This window comes from Paenirhodobacter sp., from assembly GCF_041916475.1.
GTDB lineage: Bacteria > Pseudomonadota > Alphaproteobacteria > Rhodobacterales > Rhodobacteraceae > Rhodobacter.
On record NZ_JAYRZN010000049.1, the window covers coordinates 1 to 20,225 of the forward strand.

Annotated in this window: 11 protein-coding genes, 1 other RNA gene and 1 pseudogene; 8 read left to right on the forward strand and 5 right to left on the reverse strand. The window is 66.4% G+C overall.

Annotated features, from left to right (window positions below):
* Positions 1 to 131 precede the first annotated feature (131 nt).
* Together ACOMG5_RS15790 and ACOMG5_RS15795 are read right to left on the reverse strand one after the other, a co-directional pair.
* The gene (locus tag ACOMG5_RS15790; RefSeq protein WP_420344754.1) at positions 132 to 1,985 is read right to left on the reverse strand and encodes an extracellular solute-binding protein; all 1,854 of its coding nucleotides are present in this window, start codon (positions 1,983 to 1,985) and stop codon (positions 132 to 134) included.
* Between the two features lie 139 nt (positions 1,986 to 2,124).
* A complete protein-coding gene (locus ACOMG5_RS15795) occupies positions 2,125 to 2,661 on the reverse strand; it encodes a c-type cytochrome (protein ID WP_420344755.1) in 537 nt (178 codons plus the stop codon).
* A 202-nt stretch (positions 2,662 to 2,863) separates the two neighbouring features.
* Between ACOMG5_RS15795 and ACOMG5_RS15800 the strand changes: the two genes are divergently transcribed.
* Complete coding sequence (locus ACOMG5_RS15800) at positions 2,864 to 3,709, forward strand: prephenate dehydratase (protein ID WP_420344756.1); 846 nt, start codon at positions 2,864 to 2,866, stop codon at positions 3,707 to 3,709.
* On the opposite strand, the gene ACOMG5_RS15805 is transcribed toward ACOMG5_RS15800, so the two are convergent.
* On the reverse strand, positions 3,710 to 4,171 hold the full coding sequence (locus tag ACOMG5_RS15805) for an SRPBCC family protein (RefSeq protein ID WP_420344757.1): 462 nt from the start codon (positions 4,169 to 4,171) through the stop codon (positions 3,710 to 3,712).
* Between the two features lie 63 nt (positions 4,172 to 4,234).
* Positions 4,235 to 5,275, reverse strand: a complete 1,041-nt coding sequence (gene nudC, locus ACOMG5_RS15810) for an NAD(+) diphosphatase (protein WP_420344758.1) — start codon at positions 5,273 to 5,275, stop codon at positions 4,235 to 4,237.
* Positions 5,276 to 5,508: 233 nt separating this feature from the next.
* Here nudC and ACOMG5_RS15815 point away from each other — a divergent pair, with 233 nt between their 5' ends.
* Positions 5,509 to 7,509 (forward strand): bifunctional 2',3'-cyclic-nucleotide 2'-phosphodiesterase/3'-nucleotidase, encoded by a 2,001-nt coding sequence (locus ACOMG5_RS15815; RefSeq protein ID WP_420344759.1) that lies wholly within the window; start codon positions 5,509 to 5,511, stop codon positions 7,507 to 7,509.
* A gap of 57 nt (positions 7,510 to 7,566) precedes the next feature.
* An RNA gene (gene ffs / locus ACOMG5_RS15820) (signal recognition particle sRNA small type) lies at positions 7,567 to 7,665 on the forward strand.
* Positions 7,666 to 7,676: 11 nt separating this feature from the next.
* Here the strand turns inward: ffs and ACOMG5_RS15825 are convergent.
* Positions 7,677 to 8,849, reverse strand: coding sequence for an NAD(P)/FAD-dependent oxidoreductase (locus ACOMG5_RS15825; protein ID WP_420344760.1), 1,173 nt, complete (start codon positions 8,847 to 8,849; stop codon positions 7,677 to 7,679).
* Between the two features lie 538 nt (positions 8,850 to 9,387).
* Here ACOMG5_RS15825 and ACOMG5_RS15830 point away from each other — a divergent pair.
* The 5 genes and pseudogenes from ACOMG5_RS15830 (at position 9,388) to ACOMG5_RS15850 (ending at position 19,729) form a co-directional block, all read left to right on the forward strand.
* Positions 9,388 to 11,919, forward strand: a complete 2,532-nt coding sequence (locus ACOMG5_RS15830; RefSeq protein WP_420344761.1) for a carbohydrate-binding protein — start codon at positions 9,388 to 9,390, stop codon at positions 11,917 to 11,919.
* Between the two features lie 15 nt (positions 11,920 to 11,934).
* The gene (locus ACOMG5_RS15835) at positions 11,935 to 16,608 is read left to right on the forward strand and encodes a carbohydrate-binding protein (RefSeq protein WP_420344762.1); all 4,674 of its coding nucleotides are present in this window, start codon (positions 11,935 to 11,937) and stop codon (positions 16,606 to 16,608) included.
* 95 nt (positions 16,609 to 16,703) lie between these two features.
* A pseudogene (locus tag ACOMG5_RS15840) lies at positions 16,704 to 18,029 on the forward strand (type I secretion system permease/ATPase); the annotation flags it as partial.
* Between the two features lie 34 nt (positions 18,030 to 18,063).
* Positions 18,064 to 18,429, forward strand: a complete 366-nt coding sequence (locus ACOMG5_RS15845) for an ATP-binding cassette domain-containing protein (RefSeq protein ID WP_420344763.1) — start codon at positions 18,064 to 18,066, stop codon at positions 18,427 to 18,429.
* On the forward strand, positions 18,419 to 19,729 hold the full coding sequence (locus tag ACOMG5_RS15850; protein WP_420344764.1) for an HlyD family type I secretion periplasmic adaptor subunit: 1,311 nt from the start codon (positions 18,419 to 18,421) through the stop codon (positions 19,727 to 19,729). The genes ACOMG5_RS15845 and ACOMG5_RS15850 overlap by 11 nt, the downstream gene beginning before the upstream one ends.
* The last annotated feature ends 496 nt before the right edge of the window (positions 19,730 to 20,225 follow it).

The following is a 20,225-nucleotide window of genomic DNA, read 5'->3' on the forward strand; positions in this document are numbered from 1 at the left end:
ATTGCGTCAGCGTGAAATTGACCAGCATGATCCCGAACAATGTCGGAATAACCAGCATCAACCGCCTCAGGATATAGGCGCCCATACGCTCCCTGCCCTCACTTTCGCAACATTCCCGGCGGAGAACCCCGTCAGAATGCGCCGTCCGCTTTCAGTTTCGCGGCCTTTTCGGCGTTATACCACCAGAAGTCCATCTCTCCCAGCGCATGCGGCGGCAGGGCTTTGGGATGTTCGTACATATCGTAATAGGCGACGGTGTGGCTGGCCTTGTACCATTGCGGCACCCAGAAGCGCAGCGCCCGCAGCGCCCGGTCCAGCGCATGCACGCGCGGGATCAGTTCCTCGGCGCTGTTCGCCTCCTCCACCAGCCGGATCAGCTTGTCCACCGCCGGATTGGAGAGCCCCATCGCGTTGAACACGTCATCGGTAGAGCCGGAGCCGAAATACTGCTGCAGGTCGGCGCCCGGGATTTCGTCCTGGCCGAGTTGCGCGGTGATCATGTCGTAGTCATGGGCGCGGCGGCGGTTCTCATATTGCGCATCGTCCACCCGCACCATCGACGCATCGACGCCCAGCGCCTTCAGGTTTTCGATATAGGGCAGGATCACCCGGTCGAAGGTCTGGCTGTCGTTCAGGATTTCCACCTTCAGCGTCTCGCCGCGCGCGTTGCGGCGCAGGCCATCGGCTCCCGCCTCCCAGCCCGCCGCATCCAGCAGCGCCGCCGCCTTGCGCAGATTGCCGCGGTCGAGCTGGCGCGCGCCCGATCCGGGCGCCACCACGGCCGGATCGTCCAGAATGCCGGCGGGCAGGTCCGCCGCCAGCGGCTTCAGCAGCGCGATTTCCTCGGGCGTGGGGGTTCCTGTCGCGGCCAGCGGCGAATTCTCCCAGATCGAATTCACCCGGGTATAGAGCCCATAAAACAGCGTCTCGTTGGACCAGTCGAAGTTGAACATCAGCCCCAGCGCCTCGCGCACGCGGATGTCCTCGAACTTCTCGCGCCGCAGGTTGATGGCGAAGGCCTGGCCCGAGGCGACATTGCCATTCGGCAGCTCCGCCTTCGCCACCCATTTCTTCGTCAGCGCCGGGAAATCATAGGCCGTGGCCCAGAGAAGCGACGAGGCCTCGTTGCGGAAAGTATATGAGCCGGCCTTGAACCCTTCGAACGCAGCCTGATAGTCGCCGTAATATTCGATCCGGATCCGGTCGAAATTATGCCGCCCGATATTCAGCGGCAGGTCCTTGCCCCAATAGTCCGGGTTGCGCTTCCAGGCCACCGTGCGCCCGTCGCGCGCAGAATCGAACATGTAGGGGCCGGAGCCGACGAACGGCACCGGCGAAGCCTTGGCCAGATCCAGCTTCTCGCGCGCGAACTGCGCCGCGGAAAAGACCGGCAGCCCGCCCACGGCCTGAATGATGTCGCGCCGCGGATAATCGGGGGTGAAGGTATATTTGATCCGTTTCGGGTCCAGCACCTCGGCCGAGGCCACCTGCTGCGCCACCACCGCCCGGAACGAGCTGAGCCCCTTGTCGCGCAGCTGCTGGTAGGAGAACAGCACATCTTCGGCGGTCATCGGCGTGCCGTCGGAGAAGGTGATGCCGTCGCGCAGGGTGAAGATCACCCAGTCCTTCGAGGGCGGATATTCCATCTGCGCACACAGCAGGCAGTAGGCTTCGCCCACCGTATCGGCCGTGGTCTCCAGCATCGTTTCCAGCGGCGCCGAGGCCAGCGCCGCCGCGCGCCCCTCCAGCGTGAACGGGTTCATGTTGTCGAACCCGCCCTGCGTCCATTCCGAAATCTCGCCGCCTTTGGGCGCCTCCGGGTTGACGTAATCGAGATGCGCGAAATCGGCCGGGTATTTCAGATCCCCCAGCGTCGAGATGGCCGTCGCGGTGATCGTCTCCTGCGCGGCCCCCGGCCCCGCAGCCACCGCCCACAGCGCCGCCCCCAACAGCCAGACACCGCCAAACCCTCTGCGAACCGTCATTCTGTGCTCCCGATCGTTCGGCGCCCAGCTAAGAGCGCATCGCCCCGGGGTGCAAGTTGCATCTGCGTGAGAGCGCGCCGAAATGGAACGGGCCGCCCGAAGGGGCGGCCCTGCTTCGGCCCGTCAGGCCAGATCCGGCTCAGTGCGCGAGGCTCTGCAGATAGGCGATGACATTCGCGCGATCTTCCGGCTTCGGCAGGCCCGCGAAGGACATCTTGTTGCCCGGGATGTATTCCTTCGGGTTGGCCAGGTAGTTGTCCAGATGCTCGAGCGTCCAGTTGTCGCCGTGGCTCTTGAACGCGTCGGAGTAGGCGAAATCGGCCACCGAGCCGATCGGCCGCCCGACGACACCATCCAGATGCGGGCCGGTCGCGTTCTTGCCGTCCACCTTGTGGCAGGCCTTGCACTTGCCAAAGACCTTCTCGCCCTTGGCCGCATCGCCCTCGCCGAGTACGACCGCAGGGGCGGCTTCCGCCGTCGCGGCTCCGGCGCTTTCGCCACCCACACCGCCGGGCGCAGCCGTCATCATGGCGACGGCCTCCCCCTCTTCCTCGGCGCCATGCTCCCCGCCGCCCACGGCGAACAGGGCCGCCCCGGCCCAGCCCGCGAGCAGGAAAAACAGAAATGCGCCCAGGATGGCGCCAGCAGCCTTGGTAACAGTCGTCGTAGTCAACATGACTCCTCCCTGAGTATGGCTGGATCGCATCACAATCCGGTTACGCCGAAGTATCCTGTCTCACTGCGCTTTTTTCAAGGAAGTTGCGATGCCGCAAGCCATCGTGCCGCACGACAGGTGCGGCCCCGTGACGCACGGCGGGTTCCGCTTCCATTTTCCGGCCTGCCCGCTATAGGAAAACGGCACCATCGAGGAGGGACACATGGCCACCGAAAAACGCGGGGTGATCGCATTCCAGGGCGAGCTGGGCGCCTATTCGCACGAGGCCTGCCGCAACGCACGCCCGGAGATGGACGTGCTGCCCTGCGCCACGTTCGAGGATGTGATCGAGGCCGTGACCACGGGCGTGGCGGACCTCGCGATGCTGCCGGTCGAGAATTCCACCTATGGCCGCGTGGCCGATATCCACCGGCTGCTGCCCTCCTCCGGGCTGCATATCATCGGGGAGGCCTTCGTGCGGGTGCGGATCGTGCTGATGACGGTGCCCGGGCGCAAGCTCGAGGACATCCGGCATGTGCGCGCGCATCTGGTGCTGCTGCCGCAATCGGCGCGCTTCCTGCGCACGCATGCGATCGCGGGCCATGCCGCGGCCGACAGCGCCGGCGCCGCGGCGGAGCTCGCGCGCAGCCATGCGCCGGGGGAAGGCGTCCTCGCCTCGGAGATCGCGGCGGAGATCCACGGGCTGGAGATTCTCGCGCGCAACATCGAGGACAATGCCCACAACACCACCCGCTTCCTGATCATGTCGCGCGAACCGGACAGCACACGGCGCGCCGAGCGGATGATGACCACCTTCGTGTTCCGGGTGCGCAACATTCCCGCGGCGCTCTACAAGGCGATGGGCGGCTTCGCGACCAACGGCGTGAACATGACCAAGCTCGAGAGCTACATGGTAGAGGGCAATTTCACCGCCACCCAGTTCTACGCCGATATCGAGGGCCATCCGGAGGACGACAACGTCCGCCTCGCGCTGGACGAGCTGGCCTATTTCACCACCCACATGTCGCTGCTCGGGGTCTATCCGGCCGATCCGCGCCGCCACGGCTGATCAGGCCCGCGCCCCCGCCTCCAGCAGCGCGGCCAGCTCGGCGAGGCGATCGCCGAGCCGGCTTTCCAGCCGCGCCCGCCCGAGCCGCGCCGATTGCAAAAGCAGCCGCGCGCCCAGGTTGCGCGGCCGGAATTCCAGCGTCAGATGCAGCCGCGTGCGCTCCCGCGGCAGCGGCGTGAGCGCGACGGCGCCGCTGAGCAGGAAGCTGTTGCTCTGGCCCTCGTAGTCGATCCGCTCCTGCGGGGCCACACGGCAGGCCATCAGATGCACCACCCGCGCGCGGTCGCGAAACCGGAAATCGGCCTGCCAGCTCATGCCCGCCGCCGGCTCCGCCAGCGTATCGGTGCGCCGCAGCCGCACCCCATGGCGCCGCAGCTCCGGGGCGAAAACGGAGAGGTCGGACATCTGCCCGAACACCTGCGCCGGAGCGGCAGCAATTTCGATACGGCTGGTGAACTTCATGCCTTCTCCTGTGCCTTGCCCGGGCAAACTACCCCGGCACAGGCAAACAGAGGGTGAACGGGATCAGCTCCGCGCGTCGCGCAGCCAGCCGCGCAGCATCCAGCCGGCAATCGCGCCCGCCCGCGGCGCGCGGATCTGCGGGTCGGTGCCCGCGAAGACGCCCGCCAGACGCTCCCGGCTGACCCAGAGCGCGTCTTCCAGCTCCACCGGATCGAGGGTGATCTCTGCGCTCAGGGCGGTCCCCTCGCAGGCCAGCATCATCTGCATCGGGAAGGGCCAGGGCTGGGAGGCGAGGAAATCCACCCGCCCGACCTGCACCGCCGTCTCCTCCAGCACCTCCCGGCGCACGGCGGCCTCCACCGTTTCGCCCGGCTCCACGAACCCGGCGAGGCAGGAATACATCCCCTCCGGCCAGCCCGGCGAACGCCCCATCAGCACATCATTGCCGCGGGTGATGCGCATGATCACGACCGGATCCGTGCGCGGGAAATGATGCCCGTCGCAGGCGGGGCAATGCCGCTGCCAGCCGCCCAGCGTGACCCGCGAGGCCGCGCCGCATTTGGCGCAGAAGCCGTGGCTTTCGTGCCATTGCCGGAGCGCGCGGGCCATGGCCACCAGCTCCCCCGCCCGCGCATCGAGGCGCATCAGTGCACCGCGCAGCTCGGCGAAAGCAGCCCCCTGCGGCGCGCCGGGCGGCCCCCATTGGCGCGGATCGGCAAACCCCGGCTCGCCCGTGGGCGCATCTTCGGGCTCCCAGGAGGACACGTCCTGCGCAAACACCGCCACCCCCTGCGACAGGCCCAGGAACAGCGGCGCCTCCGCCCCATGGTCGCGCAGCAGCTCCGCGCCCGGCGCGAGCCCCACGAGTCCCGCCCCGACCACCGGATCGGTCTCCGCTTCGGGCGCCGCAAGCAGCACCCGCCCGCGCCAGAGCGGCAGGATCCGCGTTGACGGCTCCACCGCCAGGCAGGAGAGTTTGGCCGGGTCCGCGCGCAGCGCGACGGCCCGGTCCAGCCCGGAGCCACCGAAGGCCAACCCGGAGCGGAGATCAAGATAGGGCTCGGGGTGATGAGCGGTTTCCGCGGGGGGCTGCAGCTGGGTCATGGCGGTCCTGAGCATCCTGTGCCCGGAGCTTGTGGCACGACAGGCCCCGGAACGCCAGAGTGTTGCAAATCTGCTTGTTTCCATATCATGCGCTAAAAAATCTGCCAAAGCATCGTTGTTTCCAATAGAAATTCAAACTCGCTTCATGATTGTATCGTTTCCGGCGCCGGAGGAAGCCATAGCAATCTGCACAGCAATCTCGCCCCCAAGGGCGCCGGAAGGAACGAAATCAGATGTTTTGCAATGGCCGGATTGAGGATCTCCAGCCTCATAGCCCCGTCTCCGGCACCGGCAAGCGAAGCGCCCCGCCCCCCGCCGACGGCACCGCACGAACCGCGGACCTGCACTGCGATGGCGAGGCGACCGTGGCGCTCAGGATCCTGGCCACGACCGATCTCCATGGTTTCCTTCTCGGCTACGATTATACCCGCGACCGCCCCGCGCCGGATACCGGGCTGAGCAGGGTGGCGAATCTCATCGCCGGCGCCCGCCGGGAGGCGCGCAACGTCCTGCTCTTCGACAACGGAGATTTCCTCCAGGGCTCGCTGCTCGTCGATCACTGGGGCCAGCGGCGCGGGATCCGCTGCGGCGAAGTCCACCCGATGATCGCGGCGATGAATGCCCTCGGCTATGACGCCGGCACGCCCGGCAATCATGAATTCAACTTCGGCCTGGATTATCTGGACCGGGTGCTCGCGGATGCGCGCTTTCCCTTCGTCTGCGCCAATGCGCGGCGGCGGCGCGCGGAGGGGATCGGCCAGATGCTGCCGCCATGGCTCATTCTGGAGCGCGACCTGGAGGATGCGGAAGGGGCGCTGCACCGTCTCCGGATCGGGGTGATCGGCTTTTTGCCGCCGCAGACCGCAAGCTGGGACCGCGCCCGCCTCGGCGGCAATCTTTTCACCCGCGACATCGTCGAAACCGCCCTCGTCGAAGTGCCGCGCCTGCGTGCGGCCGGGGCGGATATCGTGGTGGCCCTGGCCCATACCGGCATCGGCAGCCTCTCGGAGGACATCCATTCCGAGGACGCCGAGCATGCGGGGCTTCGGCTTGCGCAGGTGGAGGGCATCGATGCCCTGATTTGCGGCCACAGCCACATGCTGTTCCCGGCGCCGGAGCCTGCGCCCGCGGCTTCCGGGGATCCGGCGCAGGGGCAGCTGATGGGCAAGCCCGCGATCCTGCCGGGAAGGTGGGGCTCGCATCTGGGCCTGATCGACCTCACGCTGCGGCGCGCCCCGGGCGGGCGCTGGCAGGTGGGCGGCGCCCGCAGTGAGCTGCGCCCGGTATCGGAGCGGATCGGGCCGGACCGGGTGGTCTGCCTCGCCGAGGAGCATCCGCAAATCGTCGCGCTCGGCGCCGAGGCCCATGCCGAAATCAAGGCGGAGCTTTCGCGCGTGCTGAGCCAGACCACGCGCCCGCTGCAGAGCTTCTTTTCCATGGTGGCGCCGGATTCCACGCTGGGCCTGGTGGCGCTGGCGAAGGCTGCGCATGTGCGCAAATGCCTGAAGGGGCGGCCCGAGGCGCAGCTGCCGCTACTGGTGGCGGTGACGCCGATGAAATGCGGCGCCCGCGGCGGGCCGGATTATTTCATCGACATCCCGGCAGGCCCGCTTCGCGTGCGCCACATGCTGGATCTTTATACCTACCCGAATACGGTGACGGCGGTGCGCGTCACCGGCGCCGAGATTGCCGAATGGCTGGAGCGGGGCGCCGCCGCCTTCCTGCAGCTGCGCCCCGGGGTGCAGGACCAGCCCCTGCTGAACCCCGGCTTCCCGAGCTATAATTTCGACATCTTCTACGGCCTGACCTACGAAATCGACCCGAGCCAGCCGCCCCGCTATGCCCCCGATGGCAGCCTGCTGGACCCGGCCGCGCAAAGGATCCGGAACCTGCGCCATGACGGGCGCCCGGTGCGCCCGGAGGAAGCCTTCGTCGTGGTGACCAACAGCTATCGCAGTACGGGGACCGGCTGCTTTCCCGCCGCGGGCGCCGTCGATGTGCCGCTCGGCTCGGAGACAATCGTCTGGGACGTGCTGCAGGAGACGGCGCGGCGCCACCCCATCGTGCGCCCGCGCAGCCGCCCGGTCTGGACGTTCGCGCCGCTGCCCGGCACCGGCGCCTGGTTCGAAACCTCGCCGCGGGCCCGAGGCCGGCTGGACGAAGCCGCCGGAGTGCGGCTCAAGGACGGTGGCCTGACCGAAGACGGCTTCCTGAAACTGCATCTGGAGTTCTAGCCCGGCGGGGCCTTTGCCGGGGTTGCTTTTCCCGGCGCCCGCCCCTATATCGTCTGCCGAGAGGTTGGCGCGGGCGAGCGCCTCGCCAACCCGGTCAGGTCCGGAAGGAAGCAGCCGCAACGAGCCCCGCTTGGGTCGATGTCCAGCCTCTCACCCTCCCCCAGATGCTATGCCATGCGCCGCGCTGCGATTGCCTGCCCTGCGGCCACCGCAGACGACCAGGCCCACTGGAAATTGTAGCCGCCGAGCCAGCCGGTCACATCCACCGCCTCCCCGATCGCATAAAGACCCGGCACCCGCGTGGCCTCCATCGTGCGCGACGACAGATCCGCCGTGGAAATGCCGCCCGCCGTCACCTCCGCCTTGGCATAGCCCTCGGTGCCGGTGGGCTGGAAGCTCAGCCCGCGCAGCAGCGCCGCGATCCGGTCGAGCTCGGCATCGGGCATGTTGGCCATTTCGCGCGTGGCGCCGATCCGCGCGGCGAGCACCTCGGCCAGCCGGTTCGGCAGGTGCTGCGCCAGCACCGCGCGGATATGGGCGCGCGGCATCGCGCGGCGCGCGGCGCGCAGCATATCCGCCGCCTTCGGCATGAGATCCAGCGTCAGCGGCGCGCCGGGTGTCCAGTAGGACGAGGCCTGCAGGATCGCCGGGCCAGACAGGCCGCGATGGGTGAACAGCGCGGCTTCGGCAAAGGTGGCGGCCCCCGTCCGCGCCGTCACCGGGCAGGAGACACCGGATATATCCAGGAAGTCCTGATCCTGCGGCCCGAGCGTCAGCGGCACCAGCGCCGGGCGCGGCGCCACCACCCCGAGCCCGAACCGCGCCGCGATCTGGAAGGCGATGCCGGTGGCGCCCATCTTCGGGATCGAGGGCCCGCCCGTCGCGATCACCAGCTGCGGTGCCCGCACGCCAGCCACCCGAAACAGCCCGTCGGCATGGGCGATCTCGCCGATCTTCGTGGACAGGCGGATCTCCGCGCCGCCGCGGGCGCATTCCTCCAGCAGCATCGCCACGATCTGCCGCGCCGAACCATCGCAGAACAGCTGCCCGAGCGTCTTCTCGTGCCAGGCGATCCCGTGCCGCTCCACCAGCGCCAGGAAATCGTGCTGGGTGTAGCGGCTCAGCGCTGATTTGGCGAAATGCGGGTTTTCTGACAGGTAGCACTTCGGCCCGGCGCCGAGATTGGTGAAATTGCACCGCCCTCCGCCCGAGATCAGGATCTTTTTGCCCGGCTTGTCGGCATGGTCGATGACCAGCACCCGCGCCCCCAGCTGCCCCGCCGTTGCCGCAGCCAGAAGACCGGCGCCACCCGCGCCCAGAACGATCGCATCATAATCCATGACCGCCTTATACGGCGCGGGCGCGGGCGCGAACAGGGGCCCGGACCACGGATGATTCCGCGCGCCCGACTCACCGATTCGGCGCGTGCCCCGGCCGCCGCGCTCCTGCGAAAGCCGCTTTTTTGCGCGACTTTCAGGAACCGGAATCGGTCCTTGGGCATTGGCAGAGGCGTTGCATGCAGGATTACAATCAGGGCGTGCATTTCGCGGCCGCAGCACGCTATATATATATCCCCCGGCCGCGAATGCCAGTTCCCTCACCGGTCCCGAATCGGTAATCATCAGCCTGTCAGTTCGTGTAATGAGGGGCCACGGGCACCAGCCGAAACAGAGCGCTGTTCCTGCAGAATGCCAGCCCGGGGCATGTTCGAGAGTACCGGAGCAAAGCTCCCGGATGCGGCATCGCAGCGCTTGCGGCGGCCGTATCGCATGGCACCAGCCCCCAGAATACCGATCTGAGCGTGAGTGATGGTTCCGCGCAGCGGCTCGCGACCGGGGTCGCGCCCTGCTTGCTGCGCACGGTTGATGGAAATTTGATGTGATCTTTCAAGCAGAGAACGCGCTGGTTGTCAGCAATTCGCCGAACAACACCGTCATCCGCTCCGCGAGCAATCCGGAGGTCCCCGGATCCGGAAAGATCCTGGACAGCAGCGGCCTGCGCCCCGGAAGCACCGGCGGCGGCTATGTCGATTACGGCTCCGGCACCTCCTCGCTCGGCGATTCCGTGACCTTCACGGTCGCTGCGCCCACGGCAGGCACCTATACGCTCCATTTCCGCTACGCGAACGGTGGCTCCGGGAACCGGCCGCTGGACCTTTCCGTGAACGGCACTGCGCAATCCTCCCTGCCCTTCGCCTCGACCGGGACCGACGCGAACGGCTGGTCGAACTGGACGGTGCAGTCGGTGACGGTGACGCTGGCGGCCGGCAGCAACACGGTGAAGCTCGCGATCGGCTCCGCCTCGCTCACCGGGCCGAACCTCGATGCCCTGGCCGTGACCGCCGTGGGCGTCAGCCCGTCGTTCTATCCGCCGGAGATCACCAGCGCGGATACCGTTTCCATGGCCGAGAACACGCTCCTCGCCCAGACCGTCACCGCGACCGACAGCGACAACCCCGCGGCGCTCAGCTATGCGCTGAGCGGACAGGGCACGGACAGCACCAAATTCGCCATCAACCCGACGACCGGTGCCCTGAGCTTCATCGCCCCGCCCGATTTCGAGGCCCCGACCGATACCAACGGCGACAATGTCTATCAGGTCGGCGTTCAGGTCAGCGACGGGACCTCCGTGGTGACCCAGCTCGTCAATGTCTCCGTCACCGACGGGCCGGAGAACCAGGCGCCGGTTCTGGCGCCGGGCGCCGATATCGACGATCTCACCACCACCTCCGGCACGCCTGCGACGATCGACGTCGCGACCGAACTCGGCGCGACGGATCCGAACGGCGATGCCATCAGCTACATCGTGCAGCTGGCCGGCGGCAGCCCCCTGCCCGCGGGCTTCAGCCTGTCCGGCGGGATCCTGACCGTGGGCGCGGGCGTCGCGGCGGGCAGTTATGCGCTGCAGGCGCTGGCGAGCGACGGCTCGCTCTCCTCGGCCGCGGTCGATTTCAACGTCACCGTCCAGCAGGGGCCGCCGCCCGCGTTCAGCGCGATCACGGTACAGGCCGAAGCCGCGGCCATCGCGCTTGCGACCGGCCAGGGCACCGTCACGCTGGCCCGCACCACCACCAACCCCGACCCCGGCGTGCCGGGCGGGCTGCGGCCCGATTACTCCGGCACCGGCTATGTCGATTTCGGCGACGACCCCGGCGACAAGCTCACCTTCACCATCACCGTCGGCAGCGCGGGCACCTATGACCTGAACATCCGCTATGCGTCGCAGAACGTGAACGGCAGCCCGCGGCCGCTGCTGCTGGGCATCAACGGCACCGACACGCTCACGCAGTTCCCGAGCACCGCGACCGCCACCCAGGCCGGGTTCGACGTCTGGGCCTTCCTGACCAAGAGCATCACCCTCGCCGCCGGGACCAACACCATCACCCTGACGATCCCGCCCGGCATCACCTATGGCCCGAACATCGACCGGATCGAGATCACCGAGGCGGGAACCGGCCCGATCGGCAGCGATTTCACCGCCGATGCGGATGGCAACCTGTTCCTCAGCGGGCCCGACCAGACCCTCAGCGGCGCGGCGGCGGATTCGATCAACTTCAACGTCTCGGGGCTCGATTCCGATATCGTGCTCGTCCAGGTGAGCTTCGACGGCGGCGCCACCAAGACCACCGTGCTCCCCGATGCCGATGGCGACTTCACCGTGGACGGCACGTCGCTGACCTCGGGCACCTATGTCACCACCGTCATCGTCACCGACGACAACGGCAATACCGCGAACACGACGAAGCAGATCACCGTGCTGCGCAGTGGCGATCCGCAGATCTTCACCCAGACCCTCCAGGCGGAGACGCTCACCTTCATCGAGGTGGACAACGACACCGCCCGGCGCGGCCCCGGCGCCCCGGAACCCGCCGCCAATACCAGCAACAGCGGCGACGGGCTGACCTACAACTCCGATGGCCTGTGGCGGAACTTCACCGGCAGCGGCTATGTGGACATCGGCAATGACGTGGGCGATGGCGTCGCCTTCGCCGTGACCGTGCCCGACAGCGGCACCTACCACATCACCTTCCGCTACGCCTTCAGCTCCGGCGCGGCGCGGCCGATGACGCTGACCATCGACGGCGTCTCGCAGACCGTGAACTTCACCGCCACCGGCTCCTGGAGCACCTGGGCCGAGGTCACGGTGGATGTGCAGCTTTCCGCGGGGGCGAACAGCTTCACCCTCACCTCCAACACCGCCAACGGGCCGAACCTCGACAGTATCGTCGTCGTGGGCGAGGAGATCGTCGACGATCGCGATCAGGTCTATTTCACCCCGGTCGCGAAGATCAATTTCGAGCCCGCTGCGGGCAGCGGCGGCCTGCCGGGCGGCTACACCACCCCGGCCGGCTTTTTCGCCGATCAGGGCGCGGCCTATGGCGACCGTGGCAATGGCCTGTTCTACGGCTAGGTCACCGAAGCGAGCGTGGCCGATGGCACCGCGAACGGCACCATCGCGGCCAACCTGCCCACCGGGCTCGTGACCTATTCCGACACCGTTCCGGGCGCCTCCGACCTGCAGAAGACCTCCGCGGTGATGGAAAACGGCGCCGGGGCCTATGCCTGGGAAATGGCGCTGGCGAACGGCTCCTATCAGGTGAAGATCGCCATCGGCGATACCAGCGGCGACCCGAGCAGCATCTATGCGCTGCATATCGAGGGCGTGCAGGTGATGCCGATCTGGAGCCCGACCAATTCGGTGCCGAACGGCTCCAGCACCAGCGGCGGCCGCTCGGCCTATATCACCGCCATCGTCAATGTGCTCGACGGGCGGCTGACGCTCGATTCCATCGGCGGGCTGTTCACCGAGATCCAACATATCGAGATCGAGGCGATCCCCGACCTGACCCCGAACGACGGCCGCTCCGCGGATCTCGACTATTCCTATTTCTCGGCGCCGGTCGCGGATTCGCTGGAAGATGGGCAGGTGTCCATCGCGCTCGGGGCGAATGGCGCGATCCCGACCGATATCGACCCGACCTCGACGCTGGTCGTGGGCGTAGTGCTGCGCGGCGAGGATTACCGCGGGCCGAATATCCTGCACACCGAAGGGGTGAAACTGGTGGAGACGCTCACCGGCATCGAGGTAGAGGTCGCGGTCCAGATCTCGGGCGGAGCCGATACGCTCAACGTGCGCCCGCTGACGCCGCTGAAGGAATTCACCAGCTATACGCTGAAGATCGAGAACGTGCTCGACCTCGGCAGCCTCAGCGACCCGAATGCGCCGCTGCGGCAGATGCAGGACCTGACCACGACCTTCGTGACTGGCAATATGCCGGCCGATGTCCAGTCCAGCGTCTCCTTCGAATCCAGCGTGCAGCTCGACGGGTTCATCGATGGCGCGGGCGGCTTCACCTCGATCGAATACGGGCCGGACGGGAAGCTCTATGTCGCGACGATCACCGGCGAAATCTACCGCTGGGACGTGAATTCCGATGGCACGATCGACAAGAGCTCCAAGGAGAGCCTGATCCTCGATTACCTCGATGCGCCCAACGGCGAACGGCGCGGCATCATCGGCTTCACCTTCGATCCGGAAAACCCGAACACGATCTGGATCACCGACAACGCGCCGATCCCGCGCGAATCCAAGGCCTTCGACACGCCCGAATTCTCTGGCCGGATCAGCAAGATCACGCTCGGCGCCAATATGTCCTTCACAGGGGCTACGGCGGAGACCTATATCTCCGGCCTGCCGCGCTCGGGAGGCGATCACCTGACCAACAGCCTGGAATTCCGCGCGAACCCGGATGCAGGCCAGGCGGGAGAGCCGAACTACCTGCTCTATCTGACCCAGGGGTCCAACACCGCCGCGGGCGGCGAGGACCCTGCCTGGGGCGGGCGGCCGGAGCGCTTGCTCAATGCGGCCGTGCTGGAGGTCGACCGTTCGCGGACCGCGCCGACCGGCGGCTTCGACGTGCGCACCGAACCGATCAACCCCGGCGACGACCCCACGACCACCTTCCCGAACAGCTCCTTCAATGCCGACGGCACCTATCCGGGCATGTACAACCCGTTCGCGGCGAATGCGGTGCTGAAGATCTATGCCACCGGTGTGCGCAACGCCTATGACCTGGTGTGGCACTCTAACGGCAACCTCTATGTGCCGACCAACGGCACCGCTGCCGGCGGCAAGACCCCGCAGGACCCGAGCACGCAGCTCGATACCACGATCAGCAATTCGCCGAAGGAATCCGACTGGCTGTTTAACGTGGAAGAGGGCGGCTATTACGGCCACCCGAACCCGCGCCAGGGGCATTACATCATGAATGGCGGCAACCCGACCTCGGGCTCCGATCCGTTCGAGGTGGTTGGCGGCAGCGACGGCAACCCGACGACCGACGGCTATTCGGTCGGCATCCAGCCGGATGCGGATTACGACATCGAAGGCGTCTATGCGCTCGGCTACAACCGCTCGGCCAATGGCGCGATCGAATACAAGAGCAACGTCTTCGGCTCGGATTTCCGCGGCGCACTGCTGATCGCGCAATTCTCGGTCGGCGACAACATCCGCGCGCTGATGATCGGCGACAACGGAGAGATCATCGGCGACGATGTGCTGCGCCGCGCCGATGGCTCGGTGATCGACAATTTCATCGACCCGCTGGACATCATCGAGAACCCGATCACCGGGGATCTGTACCTGATCACGCTGAACCGCTCCACCGGGGCGAGCCAGCTCGTGCTGCTGACCCCGAAGCCGAATGGTCAGGGCGCCGACCTCACCGCCGACGAGGGCGGCGACCTGGCGCTCAGCGTGGTGGACAGCTCGAACCGCAGCGCAACCGTGTTCCAGATCGCGGGCCTCGACAGCGATATCACCGCCGTCCGCGTGGCGTTCAACGGCCAGCCGGCGAGCACCGTGACGGTGGATGCCCAGCACCGCTTCACCGTGGACCTGAGCCTGCTGCCGCAGGGCAATTCCTCGGCGGTGCTCACGGTGACGGACGATGCGCTGAACACGGCCTCCGCGAACCTCAATTTCGCGCTGACGAGCGAGCAGCCGGAATTCACGCATTACCTCACGATCCAGGCCGAGGACCGCACACCGAATGACGGCACCTCGGTGACGCTGCCCTCGGGCGGCGGCGCCCAGATCGTGATCCGCGATGCGCAGAACCCGCAGGGCACGACCACCGGCAACGGCATGCTGAACGGCCTCTACACCGGCGCCTATGGCACCGACGGCAACACCGACAATACCGATGGCGTGCCGGGCGGCTATGTCGATTTCGGCTCGACCAATGCGGATTATGTGACGTTCAATTTCTCCACCGCGTCGGCCAGCTCGGGGATCCTGCGCTTCCGTTATGCCAACGGCGGCTCGGGGGACCGGCCGCTGCAGCTGGAGGTCAACGGGGCGGTGCAATCCGTCCTGCCCTTCGCGACCACGGGCGCCTTCAACCAGTGGAGCGTGGTGGAAGTCACGGTGCCGCTGATTTCGGGGCTGAACCATGTGACCCTGCGCTCGATCTCCAACACCGGGCCGAATATCGACCAGGTGGAGATCCTGACGCCGAGCTTCATCCCGGTTCCCGCCACGATCGACGAAGTCGGCCGGATCGAGATGGAGGCCACCAACGGCAGCGCCTTCAGTGCCAGCGAAACGCTCTCGAAGTTCTACTTCACCGTCACGCAGGACGGGCTCTACAAGCTCGACACCGCGATGAACGCCAATGGCAGCAACGGCGGCGCGCTGACCTGGACCCTGAACGGCACCGCGCTGGAGACGACAGCCTTCCCGGGCGTGGGCACGGCGGGCGAGCAATCGGTCTATGCGCTGCTGGAGGCCGGGCAGACCTACCGGCTGCAGCTGAACTCGGCCAACCCGGGCGCGGATGATCTGGACTATCTGGACGTGACCAAGGCGCCTGCGAATGCGAATGCCGATATCGGGGTCCAGAGCCTCGATCCGACCTATTTCGACAACCGCCTGCATTTCAACTACCTGGAGAACCCGGTCCAGAACGGCTTCAGCCGCGATTACAAATCCACCGGGCAGGTCCAGATCAGCAATACCGGGACGCAGACGCTGAGCTTCCTGGACTACCGGATGGATGGGCCGTTCACGCTGGCCAACCCCAATGTGTTCAACAACCTGTCGCTGGCGCCGGGGCAGTCGATCACGGTGACGGTCAACTTCAACCGCGCGCTCTATACGCCGCCCACGACCAATATCGAAGCGACCTCGACGGTGTTCCACGGCAAGCTGACGCTGTTCACCAACGACGCGGACAGCCCGACTTCGCAGATCGACCTCGCCGGCTTCTGGCAGCAGACCTACGAGAACGGGCAGGAGCCGAACGTCAACGAGATCTGGGAAGTGTTCGGCTTCGGCAACCGGATCGACGGGCTAAGCACCGTGGATGCCGGGGCCTATACGGCGCTGTCGCACAACAGCGTCTATATGAAGAACGATGCGACCGAGATCCTGTCGCCCTACTGGCAGATCGCCGACGGGGTTGATTCGGCCCGCATCACCCAGATCGCGGCCTACCACGGCGCGACCCAGGCCTACTTCGCCATCCACGCGCCGGGCACCAACAAGTACAATGACGTCGATCTGTGGATCCATGCCAGCAGCGACAACCAGCGGATCCTGCCGAATATCGTCGGCAGCACCACCGCCTTCGCGACCTCGGTCATCACCCGGACGACGGTGCCCGAAGCCTGGGCCGGCGACGATGTTTTCGGCCTGGCGATGGATGGCGTTTCCTCGGATCCGCGGCTGAACCCGAATGGGGGTACGGTCATACCGAACACCCAACAAGGCCATTTCCTCAAGATGTTCCAGGCCTACGACGAGGCCGGAAACATCGTCCAGAACGTCTATCTGGGCATCATGGACTATCCGGGGATCAACTACGACTACAACGACAACCTGTTCATCATCGAGGGCGTGAAGCCCGTCGGGACCGGGCCGACGGCGTCGATCGCGGGCACCTATCCGGACCCGCTCGGCACGCCCACATCGGACATTGCGACGGCCACAACCCTGTCTGCATTGAGCGTCGGTGATTTTTCGCTCACTGCGGAAAATGATACCGACACCGCCTCCGCGACCACCCTGAACACGTCTTCATACGATCTTTATACCTGATATAGTCTGCTGAAGGATGTCGGCCCCTCGAACCGGGGGGCCGACATCTTCGTTCTCACCTCCTCACGTCCCTTACGTGGCGGAAAGGTATCTCGATGAAGCCCAGGAAATCCGCGCCAGCCGTGCGCGGCGCACTGTCTGTCTGTCGGCAAGCCTTTGTCGGAATTTTCGTCATCAGCATCTTTCTGAACCTGCTGATGCTCGTCGGCCCCCTTTACATGCTGCAGGTCTACGACCGCGTGCTCGCGAGCGGCAGCGTGCCCACACTGGTGGTGCTCTCCGGCTTCGCGCTGGCGCTCTATCTGCTCAGCGGCGGGCTGGATCTGATGCGCTCGCGCGCCCTCTCCCGGATCAGCCTGCGGGTGAACGTGCTCCTGGCCGAACCCACCCTGAACGCATCGCTGCGGCTGCCGCTGATCGGCGGCGCGCGGGCGGCGGGCGCGGCCCCGCAGCGCGACCTGGATACGATCCGCCGCTTCCTCGGCTCCGCCGGCCCCGCCGCCATCTGCGACGTGCCGGTGATGCCGCTCTATTTCATGCTGATCTTCATGCTGCATCCCTACCTGGGCTGGCTGGCGGTCGGCGGCGGCGTGGTGATCCTGCTGCTGGTTCTCGCCAACGAGCTCTCCTCCCGTGCGCCGTCGCAGACGCTGGAGCGCAAGGTTGCGGCGCAGTCGCGCTTCCATGATGGCGCCCGCCGCAATGCCGAAGTCGTCGGCGCGCTCGGGATGACCCGGCGCATCGCCAGCCGCTCGGCGATCCTGCTCGCGAGCTTCTCGGACGCGCGCAATGCATATACCGACAGGACGCTTCTGTTCAGCACGCTGATCAAGTCGCTGCGCATGATCCTGCAATCGGCGATGCTCGGGCTCGGCGCCTGGCTGGTGCTGCAGCACGAGGTGAGCCCCGGGGTGATGATCGCGTCTTCGGTGATCATGGCGCGCGCGCTCGGCCCGATCGAACAGGCCGTCGGCCAGTGGCCCGCCTTCATCGCGGCCCGTCAGGGTGCCGAACGGCTGAACCTGGCGCTCGCACAGCTGGAAGGGGACGAGCCGCTCCCCGGCCTGCCGCTGCCCCACCGCGAGCTCACTGTGGAGGGGCTCTATTCCGGCCCGCCGGGGGCCAATGCCGCCGTGCTGCAGAACCTGAATTTTCAGCTCGCGGCGGGCGATGCTCTGGGCGTGGTCGGGCCCTCTGGCGCCGGCAAGACAAACCTCTCCCGTGCCATCGTCGGCGTCTGGCCGGCGCTGCGCGGCTCTATCCGGCTGGATGGCGCAACCCTCTCGCAATGGACCGAAGAAGAACGCGCCCGGATCATCGGCTATGTGCCGCAGGACGTGGAGCTGTTCGATGGCACCATCGCCGAGAACATCTCGCGCTTCGCTCCGGATGCCGAAATGTCCGAAATCGTTGCGGCCGCAACCAAGGCGGGTGTGCATCGCCTGATCATCAGCCTTGCTGACGGCTACGCCACCCGCATCGGCGAAGCCGGCCAAGCGGCTCTCGGCGGGCCAGCGGCAGCGCCTTGCGCTCGCCCGGGCGCTTTACGGCTCCCCGTTCCTGATCGTCCTCGACGAGCCGAACTCCAACCTCGACATGGAGGGGGAGCAGGCCCTGGCGGCCGCTGTCGCCACCGCGCGGCAAGACGGGGCGATCGTGATCGTCGTGGCCCATCGGCCCAACATCCTGTCGACCGTGAACAAGATCCTGCAAATCCGGGATGGCCAGCAAGTGGCCTTCGGAAACCGTGACGAAGTGATGGCGGCGGCGGTTCAGCAGATCCGCACGCCGGAAAAGGCAGTTGGTCCCCATGCGGTTTAGTGAAATCGAGGCGGGGCTCTCCCGCTCGCTCAGCCGGCATATCTGGGGCGCGATTGCGGTGGGCGCAATCAGCCTTGGCAGCCTCGGCGCCGTGTGCCTGTTCGCGAAGCTTTCGGGGGCGGTCGTTGCGCAGGGCAAGATCATCGTGGCTGGCCGTGCCAAGCAGGTTCAGCATCCCGATGGCGGTGTCATCGACAAGATCCTCGTAAGCGAAGGGCAGCGGGTCGAGGCCGGGCAACTGCTGTTCACGCTCGATGGCACGCTGGCCAAGGCAAACCTCGGCATCGTCGACAGCCAGCTCGCGCAGCTTGTGGCCGAAGAGGCACGCCTGCTCACCGAGCAATCGCGCGCCGCCGCCATCCCGTTCCCCGACGAAATCGCGGAAATGGATAAGGAGCGCGCGCCCATGCTGATGGATGGCCAGAGGGCATTGCTCGCCTCGCGCCGGGCGGCGCGTGAAGGCCGCAAGGAGCAGCTTGCCGAACAGGCCAAGCAGTTCCACAACCAGATCGCGGCACTGGAGGAGCAGAAAACCGCCGCCGCCGAAAGCATCAGCCTGATCGAAGAGCAGGTGGATACGGCGCAGAAGCTCCGCTCCCGCGACCTGCTGGTGAACTCCGAGCTCAACCAGGTGCGCCGCGAGCGGGCTGGCCTTCTGGGGAATCAATCTGCCATCGCGGCCGAAATCGCCGATGCCGCGCAGCAATCAGCGCAGGCCGAGATGTCGATCACTCTGGTAGACGAAGAGTTCGACGAGAGCGTGCTGACCGACCTGGCCAAGACCAGAACGGAAATCGCGCGACTGCGGCAAGAACGCGTCGCGGCGCAGGACAAGCTCAGCAGGCTGGAGATTCGTGCGCCCTTCGCGGGCTTCCTGCACGAGTTGGAGATTCACACGGTCGGCGGGGTCATCACAGGGGGAGAGCGACTGGTATCGATCATCCCCGCCGATGACCGCCTCCTGGTGGAGGCCCGGGTCGCGCCCACAGATATCGAGCAGGTTTACCGAGGACAGACCGCGCAGCTGCGGATGACGGGCCTGAATACCCGCGTCGTCCCGGAGCTGGCAGCCTCTGTCATCGATGTGTCACCGGATCTGACCGTCGATCCACACACTGGGGTCAGCTATTACGATGCGAAGCTGGAAATTGATGCCGACGCTCTCCCCTATCTGGGCGAAGTGGAACTACGGCCCGGCATGCCGCTCGAAGCCTTCATCGCCACGACAGAACGCCCCGTCATCGACTACCTCCTTCAACCGATCACCGAGCAGCTGCGCCACGCCATGCGCGAAAGCTGAGCCTTCACCCGGTGTCTGATTCAAGTTCTTGAGTGCTGCGAATATCTCCATGCGCCGGAAACTTTTTCTACGCCGCGCATAGCGATGACTTCCCCTCACAAGGTGGATCGAGAATCAGGAACCCGCCGACGAACAGATTTTGCCCAAGATGCTCGGAATACGGTTTGACAGGCATAGGCAAACACGGGCCGACACGCCTGGCGCCAGCAAGAGATTTGTCGAGCAAGATCGGGCGCTCGGCCCATACCTTAGAAAATGGGCCAAGTGGGTCGGGGCAGGCAGCGGCAGGCGCGACCGCACATGGCACCAGCCTTCTGCGGGCCAGAGGCAAGTGATGCGGGCCAGCCATTTCCGGTTCGGCCTGGGAGGTCTGAACCTCTCCGGTTTTTCCGGCGGCTTCACCTCCTGAGTAGGATGGAGCATCATGCGCAGGACGATGAACAATTTTCCCCTGAAGTGCGTGAAGGCGCGGTGCGCCTGGTCGACAATGAGGGTC

Coding starts and splice junctions, on each gene's coding strand:
- ACOMG5_RS15815 (WP_420344759.1), top strand. CDS start 5,509: ATGTTTTGCAATGGCCGGATTGAGGATCTCCAGCCTCATAGCCCCGTC.
- nudC (WP_420344758.1), bottom strand. CDS start 5,275: ATGACCCAGCTGCAGCCCCCCGCGGAAACCGCTCATCACCCCGAGCCC.
- ACOMG5_RS15825 (WP_420344760.1), bottom strand. CDS start 8,849: ATGGATTATGATGCGATCGTTCTGGGCGCGGGTGGCGCCGGTCTTCTG.
- ACOMG5_RS15800 (WP_420344756.1), top strand. CDS start 2,864: ATGGCCACCGAAAAACGCGGGGTGATCGCATTCCAGGGCGAGCTGGGC.
- ACOMG5_RS15850 (WP_420344764.1), top strand. CDS start 18,419: ATGCGGTTTAGTGAAATCGAGGCGGGGCTCTCCCGCTCGCTCAGCCGG.
- ACOMG5_RS15805 (WP_420344757.1), bottom strand. CDS start 4,171: ATGAAGTTCACCAGCCGTATCGAAATTGCTGCCGCTCCGGCGCAGGTG.
- ACOMG5_RS15790 (WP_420344754.1), bottom strand. CDS start 1,985: ATGACGGTTCGCAGAGGGTTTGGCGGTGTCTGGCTGTTGGGGGCGGCG.
- ACOMG5_RS15795 (WP_420344755.1), bottom strand. CDS start 2,661: ATGTTGACTACGACGACTGTTACCAAGGCTGCTGGCGCCATCCTGGGC.